The organism is Micrococcales bacterium, assembly GCA_009784895.1.
Lineage (GTDB): Bacteria > Actinomycetota > Actinomycetes > Actinomycetales > WQXJ01 > WQXJ01.
In genome coordinates, this window is record WQXJ01000062.1 from 1 (window position 1) to 9,752 (window position 9,752).

Sequence of the window (9,752 nt, forward strand, 5' to 3'; positions counted from 1 at the left end):
TTGACGAGTGGCAAAAGGAGCATTCACCCAGGCCCGGCGAAACCCCCATAGCCAACGGCCGAAGAAACAGGTCACGATGCGACTCGACGTCGACGCAATCGACCGCTTCAAGCGACTAATCAAGCCCACGGGCATCCCGTATCAAAGCCTGGTCAACCTCTACTTGGCCGACTGCGCCGCCAACCAGCGCGAACTCGCGCTGGCCTGGGCCCAGCGAAATACCGCGCCCGCTGGCGAGGGCGGATCAGGGCCGCCCGGGTGGGTTTGGAGCCGGCACGCCGTTCGGGTCGTCGGTCACCGGGTCGAACACCGCTAGCCCTTCGGCCTCTGCGGCTGCAGCCTGCTGCCGGTCATGGGTGAAGAACTCGACGGTTGGACCCGCGATGCGCAGCGTCGCGGCGACATGTATCGCATCAGCGCCTCGGACTGGCCCTGACAAACGTGCGGCTTCGATCATCAAGGCGTCGTCGACGGACAGCCACAACGACACGTGAGAGAAATACTGGTCGAGGTCGTTGACTGCGGCACCGAGATTCTTGACGACGTGGGTGGCCTCGAGCGGCATGAAACGCGACGCCGCAATTGTGGCGCCGGCGGTGGTGCACGACTCAACGAACTGGGCGGCCGCATTCGAGCCGTCGAGGCTCGCGGCCAAGACAACGGACGTGTCGATCACCTTTACGCTGGCGACGGCTTTCATCGGCGGTTCCGAGCCCGGGCAAGGGCATCGAGCGATGAGATGCCTTCGACGCGCCTGGGTACCAAGGGAATGGGGGTCGGGGTGACGCGCTGTGCCCAGCCTGCCGCCACAGCCCGCTCCAGGGGATCATCCTGGGGGATGCGGGTGACCTTGTAGGTCGGCCTTCCTCCCCGTTCGATGACGAGGTCCTCTCGGTCTGCGATCCGAAGCGCCGCAGAAATGTTCTTGTTAAGTTCAGTGACCGTCATCGTCGCCATGCGAGGAAGGCTAGCAACATCTAGCAAGACATGCAAGTTATGCGGTCTAGCTGCATCGGCAAACGGTAGGGCGCGGACCCTTCTGCCGTCTCCAAATTCCTTCGCCGGGGCACTGCATCAAGGTGATGGAGGTCTTCAAAGAGAGTCGAAGCAACGTGGGACCTGTCCGCGTTCGCCTAGGCGACTTCTTCACCGAGGATGATCTTCGGCATTGTCGTCAGGCAACGATTCCAGCGCTTGTAGAACTTCTCTAGTGCTGGTTTGCACAGGGCTGCGTGTGCCTCCGGGCTCTCAAGCGTCCAGAACAGCGCGTAGGTGACCTTGCCCACGTTGCGGGTCAACCGAATGGGTAGCTCACCTTCCTTGACCGCCTGGAAACTGCCTTGACGATGAGTCCGCTTGATGTACTTGACATCAATCACGCCCGGTTGGCTCCGATAAAACTCAGCGACTTCCCTCATGAGGGCTTCAATCTCGTCCTGCCGATCAACCCTGGCTTCATAGATACACACCTCGTAGAACACGGTGACACTCCTTCCTCAAGACAGTCCAGTTCCAGCCTACGGAGCCGATGGCCGTTGTGACCTCATCGACATGTCACTTGCGGCATCTCCTTGGAACAAGCAGCGGATGGTGAGCATAGTGATTCTCGGCCATCATCCCCCGCCTACGCCATGAGGACCAGAGCGGCATTGTTGGTCATGGCTGGGTCACGGTCACTGTCGAGGTAGAGGACGCCATAGGGGTGATGTGGCTGGCGTTGGGCTGCGCAATGTCGCCTCATAACTTGACCATGTGTCGTCCAGAGGGTGCGAAACCTTTTCACTTACCTGGGCAGTGATACCGAGGCGTGTGGTGTGCTCAACTGCCGCCAAGGTAGATCTCAACCCGATCGGAAGTCCATGTCGCGATCCCAGAGCCGAAGAAATCCTTGTCTTCAGTCCAAATAGGGCAACCAAGCGCCAATGCGGCTGCGACAATCGGCCAGTCCATTGGGTCACGCGCTCCAATGCGGATCAGCGAAGCCTCTTTCAGTGGCTCAGTGACATCCGACGGCACCACGTCGACAACCTCACGGAGCTGGCCGAGCGAATCAAGTAATGGAGCCGGGTCAAATCCTCGCTTCCCGACAATGGTCGGTAAGTGTCGAGCGGCCTCAACGAACGCAAGCTCGGGAGCAAAGAACGTTGCGGCATCGCCATGTCGCTGAATGATGTCTGCGACGCGGGCGCCAAGCACCGCACGGACAAGAATGTTCGCGTCAAGTATGATCCGCCGCGATGTCACAACTCTCGCGCTGTTTCTCACTTGACCCCACGTAACGCGTCGAATTCTTCCACGACCGCGTCCTCAGTCATGCCCAGTTCGGCCAACAACTCACTTGCTTTGCCTGCTGCCTCGGCGAAGGCCGCAATCTCTGCCTGTCGATCACGGCGAACTGGGACAAACAGGCCAACCGTCCGCCCATGACGAGTCACCGTCACCGGCTCGGTTTGGTCAATGTAGTCCGCCAAGTCCTGCCGGAACTCCCGAACACCAACGCTCAAGCTCATCGCCAACCCCTCCTTGTGTACATTTGTGTACACAATATCTGATGCTGCGTCTCTTGCCAAGGTGCGGCCTGGTGGTGGCCCACGAGCAGACACGCACACGAACTCGAGTACTTCGTTTTCTTGGCTCCTTCTAACATGGAGATGTATTCCTCACGGGTCGGGTATCTCCTTGGGGTCATTCTTGAATCAGCAATAGCGCGCTCGCCACGCAGTTTCGCAAGGTACAGACGGCTTCGGCCTCGGTCGTCAGTGCGGCTCTCTGGCACTCTCCCGATGATCACAAACTCGCCGTGGGTCTGGTTCCTAAGCCAGCGCAAGAATCCCCAATCGTCGCCATTCGAGGAATGGCTAGCAACACCTGGCAAGACATGCAAGCTGCTCGGTCTAGCTGCTCTTAGGCCAAATAGGCTTGAGATACGACAACTGTGGAGCATAGGAAACTCGAACTCCTGACCTCTTTCACGCCATGGAAGCGCGCCGCTAGCAATTGTGTCACGGCGGCTGGAAGGGTCATGCGCCCAGGTCCAGTTCAACCAAAGGGCCATCCTTCACGTTGCGGACAAAGCCGGTTCCGGCTTCAGTCCATTCCTCCGGGCTGAGCACGGAGACACTGACGTCTCGCCCGCAAGACCTGGCCGCACCGTCAACAGCTGCGCGGACTCTGGCCACATCTGGAGACCCAACAACAAGAACGTCGATGTCGTTCGGCTGGGGGCCGGGCTCACCGTAGAAACGTGCCGCCCATGAGCCGTAGATGGCGGCGTAGTCAATTCCTTTTATGCCGACCAGTTGGTCTTCGATCTTCGCTTTTGGCCCAATAGTCTTGGCCAGCAGCGACCTTAGGTCAGTAAAGATCGGCGAGGTCGTCACCGCCCAGACCGAGCGTCGGCCGCTCTTAAGTTCAGATTCGATGAGACCGGCTTCTGTCAGCCTTTCAACCTCGCGAGCGACAGTCGGCTGAGGTTTGCCGGTGCGCTCAATCAGCTCCCTAATTGCGAAGCGCCGTTCCGGCTCGAGGTAAGTGGCACCAAGCACTCCCAGCTGCACCTCGCTGCGGAAGATCGGGGCCAAACTTGGCCTTGGAGTACTCACACAATGCATTGTTCTATGCGGAATGCGAGTATGTCAAGCAGCCCAGCAGTGGCGAAGCCGGGAGAAGAAAACCCGCCCGATGGCGGCGACACCCTCCAACGCGCCAAACCACCACTCGCCCAATCGTGTGGGCTCAAGTGTGCGCTACCCGAACCGGCGACGTGCCGTCGAGAAGCTGGTTTTGGCAATGGAACAGGGGGTTTCTGAGGGTTTGGGCGATGACGGCAAGGTAGCAAGCCCGAGAATCGGCGTCTCAGCTGAACCAAGGAGATGGACTCAAACCCCGCTCACTGCGAAGGAAGTAGACGCAATTCGAACCGCGTATGCCGCGGAGCCAGCGCCACAACTTTGGCCATGCACTGCGGGGTGCACCGCGCCACAATCTGGACAAAGACTCGGTAGCCCCCCAAGCGGTCAATCGCCTGTTGAGCAGGATCGACACAGGCCAAGGTTGGTGAAAGCCATGCTGCCGGGGAAGGCTTTCTGGCACTTGACGCACCTGACGCCACGGAACTCGATCTTGGGATGACTATTTGGCGACGGTAGTGGTGCAATGCCAGGAACACGATCAGCATGCACGGCGAAAAGCTGCGGATGTTGGCGCCCAATCGCCGCGTGTACGTCACGGCGGGTCTTCGGAGGGACTTTACGTCCAACAACTATCACGTCGAGTGCTTCGGAGTACCCCGCCCATGTGAGTAGTGCAGACATGAACAGGTCGGGTGCCACCGCCGACATCGATAGCCTTTCCAGATCGCAATTGGCGAAGTCACCAACGTCGTCGGCCACAATGAATTGGGCCCGTACCGCTTCCGCATCAGCGAGAACCTGCCGATCCTTCGGGTCAGTGTGATCGAATCGCCCTCTGATCTGCCCAGTAGGGCCAAGACCCCAACCAAAACGTGTTCGCAAATCAGATACCGGCGTCATCCGCGGCGCCAGATGTCGGTCTGCTTCCTGTTCGACGTGCTGGCTCCACACCACAATGAAGCTGCTCTCGGGCGCACCGGCGATCAGCAGGGTTCTTGTGACTGGCCTGGCCAGCACATTGGCGTCGACAAACACCCGCACGGACTCAGATGCCACCAAATAGGTCCACTTCCAAGTCAGCCGCGTAGTGCTCAGCCACTGAGTTCATCAACTCCCGACGGAACCGATCATATTCTGCTACCGGGACGCGATGCCGGTTGCCGACTCTCAAAGCCTTGATCTGCCCGCTGGCGATCCGGCGCGAGATCGTGGTTCGAGACACTCCTAGCCGCTCAGCAATTTCCGCTGGAGTCAGGGTCTTGACGCGCGTACTCACGCTGATCGCCTGACCGTGTTCAGCAGCCTCCCGGACAACAGTAAGAAGCTGTTCGGCCCACTTTGGATGGGCAGGATCAGCAACTACTGGATGTGCCCGAACCTCCTCCGGGTCGAGCACAAGTGTTTGATTCATACTCCCATGGTAGCGCACTGTGCGCAGTTAGTTGCTCTAATTGCGCACAGTGCGCTACCAGACCATCCGCTCACTTCTCTGGCAGTAGTGTCTTTGCCGCATGGTGGGGACCTATTCCTGCGTCCGCCGATGTGATCAACCACATCGGGACGTGAGCGTCGATCTATCGCTGAATCAGCGTTTGGCAGCGCCCTGCGGCATCGGACATGTTCCCGCGCTTGCCGCATCGATGCAAATAGGTTGACGAGTGGCTGGTGCCAGTGGCCAGGTTTCGGCCGAGAGGTGATATGGTACATACACGGTACTATCCGGATAGTAAAGGGAGGCCGCATGCCACCTCGCACACGAACTGGGAGCTCCGAACTGGGGAATGCGATCCGCGATCGGCGAATCGAGTTGGGATTGAGTATTGAGGAGGCGGCGGGCAAAGCGGGCGTCGGAGCAAAGACTTGGGGACGCTACGAGTCCGGCGCATCCATCAGGCAGGACAAGGAACGAGGAGTGTGCCGGGCACTTCGGTGGACCAGCTTCGCCGTGATTTGTTCTTCAGAAGACGGCTCCAAAAGCGAAAACCCATTTGTCGTCGACAACCGGCATCAGGCATGGTCGCAGGGGCTAGCTGACCTCTACGGCACCCTTTGCGCCGCCACGTTTGCGGTTGGCAGTGACATTGTGCTCGACAACCTGAAACAGGATCTCACCGAACTGGCACGGAGTGCGCGTGGGACCCACCTTGGTGAACTCCCATGTTCCTGGTTTGGTGACTCCTTGCCTCGGCAGTTCCTTCACCGCTACGACTACGAGTTCACCTACAAGCTGAGATCTGCGGTCAAGCTACTGCGCCGCCGGTTCCGATTTGGCCACTTGGAGGCGCACACAGTTCTTGAAGAAATCGCCTTGTATCTGATCTTTGGTGAAGCCGAATCGTTAGCTGATATCGGTCCCGAATTCAGTGGAGCGGAGAACCAATGGCTTGACTGGCTCGGAGAAATGCTCAGTGATCTAGACGTCGAATACTATCTCTTTAGTTCGGCCGAAGTGGTAGCCCCGGGTTTTACTTATCATTTCGATCGCTGGGACGAGGAACAGTTCTGGTGCTACTCTCAGAATGTTGTGGACCCCGTAGCTGACAGCAGCCAATTGAGCCACAAGACCGAAGACTGAGTGTTTGCCCTGATCGCACCGGTATTCCATCCAGAAGGCGTGGAGCATAGGAGATTCGAACTCCTGACCTCTTCCATGCCATGGAAGCGCGCTACCAACTGCGCCAATGCCCCTTGAGCCAGATCAGTATAGTCCACCGCGTGCGACTACCGTGCGTTTGCGAAAGCCAGCGCCGCCGCGCGGCAGGAGTCGAAGGCGCGTCAGCTAAGACGGCCACAGGCCGGCGAGCTCCGGCCACGCCCCGGCAACTAAGGTTTGGACTTCTTCCAGCGGCGCCACACCAGCCAGAGGCCAAGTGAGTAATTGACAGCAAAGACGCCCAGGTAGGGCCCGTAGGCACGGCGCAGGATCGGCTTGGTGCGGGAGGCCGCCAGCGCAGCCAAGCCGCCGATGCCGGCCGCCCGGGTAGCGCGGGTAGCCGCCACTGCCAAGACAAACCGCCCCAAAGGCACACCCATGTCCCCAGCTTTGGCGGCGTAAACCTTGACCGGGATGCCGTTGGCAACCTGCCGCCACAGGCCGCGCACACCGCCGGCCAGGTGTTCCCCAGCCGTCTGACGCATCCAGTTGGTTACCAACAAGGTTGGCGGCCTATGTCCGGCCCGCGTCAACAGGGCGTTAACCAGTGCCCCGGCGGCTGATCCGGCTGTCAGGCAGACAATCGCCTTGGGCATCTGGCGGGGACTGGCCAGCGCGACGGTGGCCAGATAGACCTCCTGGGTCAGCGGCGAAGAGGTCGCCTCGGCAAAACCCCAGGCCGCCGCACCGAGCAGTCCAGCCTTAGAGTCCATCAACTGCTTCAGCCTCAACCAGGCGCGAGATGTGGCCGGGCGGGCTGGGCCTTGATCTAGCATCGCCATGATTTGCCGGCGCAGCAGCTCAGTGTCATTGGCGTCAAGGTCCTCAGGTTGGATCGCTTCGCCCACCCGCACCTCCACTGGCCCCGGCCTGAACGGCCCGTGCTTTGGCAGCAGCCTTGACGTCCCAACCACCGCCACCGGCAGCACTGGCACGTCGAATTCCTTGGCCAAATGCAGCGGACCGGTGTGGAACTGGCCAATCTGTCCATCGGTGCTGCGGCCGCCTTCGGGGAAAACCAACAGGGAAGAACCAGAGCCAAGCACTTGGCGGGCGCCTTCGACCAGGGTTTCGTAACCATGACCGCCGTGGCGCCTGACCGGCACCGCACCGATCGCCAACTTCAGGGCGAAAGCCTTCCACTTTTTGTCAAACCAATAGTCCCCGGCCGCCACCACGACCGGTTTGTACTGTGCCGGGATCGCTGCCAGCAAAGCCGGGGTGTCGGTGTGAGAGGAGTGGTTGGCCACCACCACCATTGCCTCGTAGGGGGCCGAACCGGTTACACGAAAGCCGCCCACCAGGTGGAAGGCGTTGCGCCAAACCCCACGCCGGATCCAGCCGGCTAGGTTGAAGCCCGGTGGCAGTCCTACCCGGCGCTTAGTGGTCATGCCAGCACCGCCGCCAGCGGCAGGATCAGCAGCAGCGAGTCGACCCGGTCAAGTAGACCGCCAAAGCCGGGCAGCCAGGTACCGGCATCTTTGGCACCGGCTTGACGTTTGACCATCGATTCCACCAGGTCCCCTCCTATAGCGCCAATCACGACCGCGATCACCAGGCCAGGTGAGAATTCTCCCAGCACGGCCAAGACTGCCATGCCACCAAGCGCTGCCCCAACCAAACCGCCAACACTCTTGTTAGGTGAAAGTGGCGAAATGGCTCGCCGCGCCCAGCCAAAACGCCGCAGTCCTGTGCCACCGCACCAGGCTGCCACATCGGTGGCGGCCGCCGCAAAGCAGACTAAAAAGGCGTTTCGTCCAAGTATCACCAAATTGGCCAACGACCAGCTCAGCCAGATCGTGCCAAAGGCTGTCAGAGCGGCCCGGCGCAGACCATCGGTCACGGCCCCGCTCAACACCGCCGGCGCCGCGCCAAGCAGTGCCACCAATGGCACCAGTCCCAGGTAGGACGGCCTGAGCCAGGCAGCCAATGGGTAGGCCACGGCGGTCAGCATCAAAATGGTCTCTTCCGGCAGCGGCAAATTGACCAAGCCGACGTATTCGCGCACCGCTTGCAGCGCTAGGAGCGCGGCTAAGGCGGCCGTTGGGCCTGGGCCCATCCACATCGGCACTCCAATGACGGGCAGGATCAGCGCCCAAGTGGTCCAGCGACGGCGCAGCTCGGACTTGCCCGAAAGGAAGACCGGCAAAGCGGCCACGACCAAAACGGCCAAGGCCATCAACATCAAGAACACGGCCCGGCCTTCGAGGTCCAGATGCCAAGGGCCAATCGCGAAGTGAACGGCGAAGATCTCTCGATTGAAGGCTGGCATATCAGCCACCCAGAGCCCGGCGCCCGGCCGCTAGCCTCGTCACCGCCGTGACCAGCGATCCAACTATCACCAACGCCGCCAACACCGGCAGCCAGGCCGGCACCGCGGTGCCAAGCACAGCCAAAGCGCAGCGCTCGGTTTTGCCCAATGGCCCACCGTTAGCTCTGGGTCCTCCGCCTCCGGCCACGGCCAGCGAGGCGAAGGTGGGCCAGGTCGCTGCCAAGCCCGCCACCAATACCCAGGTGAGGGACGACATCGGCCCAAAAGCCAGCAGTGTAGACGGCTCGCGCCCCGCCAACACTGCCAGGCCAGCCACCATCAGCAAATCCGAGACCCTATCCCCCAGTTCGTTCAGCGCAAAACCCCACGGCCGCGACACCTTCCGGGCCCGGGCCACTGCCCCATCGAGGTTGGCTCCGGCCAGGCGGCCGGCCAGGGCTATCAAGGCCACCGGCCACCAACCCAGCGCGATGGCCACGGCGGCGACCAGCCCAAACAGCACTCCGAGCGATGTGAAAACATCGGGCGAGACCTGCCGCTTGACCGCCCAACGCGCCGGCGCCGATAGCCGCCTGGTGTACCAGCCCTTCAGCGCGTAGAGCCCGCGGGGTCCGGCCTGAGACATGGGCGCAAGCATATCCGCCGCCGCCCAAAACCCGGTTTCCAGCGCCGATATGACCGCGGCCAGATTCGTGCCCAGCTAGGCCAAACCCGCCAGACGGCCGCTAAAGCGTCAGCAGGTTTTCCGGTCCGGCCGGTGGCGCCACCGGCCGCAACAGTGGCCACCTGCCGGGTGGCCTCAGCCCCCTAGAGCACCAGCAAGTTAGCAGGACCAGCCCGAGGCACCGCCGCCAGGACAATCCGCTGGTCGAAGGTGACAAACCGGCCATCGTTGGCCACCGCCAAGGCCAGTAGGTAAGCGTCGGTCACTTGAGCCGGACCCAGCACCCGGCCCGGGTCGAGGGTTAGGGCCGTGGCAGGCAGGTCTGCCGGCCAGAACTGATGATGCGGGCTGGCGGTGGCCTCGGTGATCAGGTGAATGGCCTGGGTGGTGGTGACGCCGGCCGGGTAGCGCGGGCTTGAAATGACGCGGACAAAACCGGCTTGGGTAATGGGACAAGACGCCCATCCCGAATCGATGACCTGGTCGAACCACTGCCGGGCGCGGTGGTGGAAAACATGTTCTGAGTCGAAA

The 9,752-nt window shown here is 61.2% G+C and carries 12 protein-coding genes and 1 tRNA gene; 1 reads left to right on the plus strand and 12 read right to left on the minus strand.

What is annotated here, in order from left to right:
• Nucleotides 1-244 precede the first annotated feature (244 nt).
• The 7 genes from FWD29_09050 to FWD29_09080 form a co-directional block, all read right to left on the minus strand.
• Nucleotides 245-700 (minus strand): hypothetical protein, encoded by a 456-nt coding sequence (locus FWD29_09050; protein ID MCL2804077.1) that lies wholly within the window; start codon nucleotides 698-700, stop codon nucleotides 245-247.
• A 433-nt stretch (nucleotides 701-1,133) separates the two neighbouring features.
• Entirely contained in the window at nucleotides 1,134-1,481 is a 348-nt protein-coding gene (locus FWD29_09055) for a hypothetical protein (GenBank protein ID MCL2804078.1), read from the minus strand.
• Between the two features lie 337 nt (nucleotides 1,482-1,818).
• Nucleotides 1,819-2,244 (minus strand): PIN domain-containing protein, encoded by a 426-nt coding sequence (locus FWD29_09060; protein ID MCL2804079.1) that lies wholly within the window; start codon nucleotides 2,242-2,244, stop codon nucleotides 1,819-1,821.
• Nucleotides 2,245-2,261: 17 nt separating this feature from the next.
• The gene (locus FWD29_09065; GenBank protein MCL2804080.1) at nucleotides 2,262-2,510 is read right to left on the minus strand and encodes a type II toxin-antitoxin system prevent-host-death family antitoxin; all 249 of its coding nucleotides are present in this window, start codon (nucleotides 2,508-2,510) and stop codon (nucleotides 2,262-2,264) included.
• 510 nt (nucleotides 2,511-3,020) lie between these two features.
• Nucleotides 3,021-3,602, minus strand: a complete 582-nt coding sequence (locus FWD29_09070) for a MarR family transcriptional regulator (GenBank protein ID MCL2804081.1) — start codon at nucleotides 3,600-3,602, stop codon at nucleotides 3,021-3,023.
• Between the two features lie 414 nt (nucleotides 3,603-4,016).
• Complete coding sequence (locus FWD29_09075; GenBank protein MCL2804082.1) at nucleotides 4,017-4,673, minus strand: hypothetical protein; 657 nt, start codon at nucleotides 4,671-4,673, stop codon at nucleotides 4,017-4,019.
• 4 nt (nucleotides 4,674-4,677) lie between these two features.
• Nucleotides 4,678-5,043 carry a helix-turn-helix domain-containing protein gene (locus tag FWD29_09080; GenBank protein MCL2804083.1) on the minus strand — a complete coding sequence of 122 codons (366 nt, stop codon included), beginning with the start codon at nucleotides 5,041-5,043 and terminating at the stop codon, nucleotides 4,678-4,680.
• A gap of 501 nt (nucleotides 5,044-5,544) precedes the next feature.
• Here FWD29_09080 and FWD29_09085 point away from each other — a divergent pair.
• Complete coding sequence (locus FWD29_09085; GenBank protein MCL2804084.1) at nucleotides 5,545-6,207, plus strand: hypothetical protein; 663 nt, start codon at nucleotides 5,545-5,547, stop codon at nucleotides 6,205-6,207.
• Between the two features lie 40 nt (nucleotides 6,208-6,247).
• On the opposite strand, the gene FWD29_09090 is transcribed toward FWD29_09085, so the two are convergent.
• From FWD29_09090 to FWD29_09110, 5 genes are all read right to left on the minus strand, one after another.
• A tRNA-Ala gene (locus tag FWD29_09090) sits at nucleotides 6,248-6,320 on the minus strand.
• A gap of 135 nt (nucleotides 6,321-6,455) precedes the next feature.
• Nucleotides 6,456-7,676 (minus strand): 1-acyl-sn-glycerol-3-phosphate acyltransferase, encoded by a 1,221-nt coding sequence (locus tag FWD29_09095; protein ID MCL2804085.1) that lies wholly within the window; start codon nucleotides 7,674-7,676, stop codon nucleotides 6,456-6,458.
• Nucleotides 7,673-8,557, minus strand: a complete 885-nt coding sequence (locus FWD29_09100; GenBank protein ID MCL2804086.1) for a phosphatidate cytidylyltransferase — start codon at nucleotides 8,555-8,557, stop codon at nucleotides 7,673-7,675. The genes FWD29_09095 and FWD29_09100 overlap by 4 nt, the downstream gene beginning before the upstream one ends.
• A gap of 1 nt (nucleotide 8,558) precedes the next feature.
• Nucleotides 8,559-9,182: a CDP-alcohol phosphatidyltransferase family protein gene (locus tag FWD29_09105; GenBank protein MCL2804087.1), complete on the minus strand. Its 624-nt coding sequence runs from the start codon at nucleotides 9,180-9,182 to the stop codon at nucleotides 8,559-8,561.
• A 182-nt stretch (nucleotides 9,183-9,364) separates the two neighbouring features.
• Nucleotides 9,365-9,752 (minus strand): hypothetical protein (locus FWD29_09110; GenBank protein ID MCL2804088.1); only part of this gene is annotated, 388 nt, incomplete at its 5' end.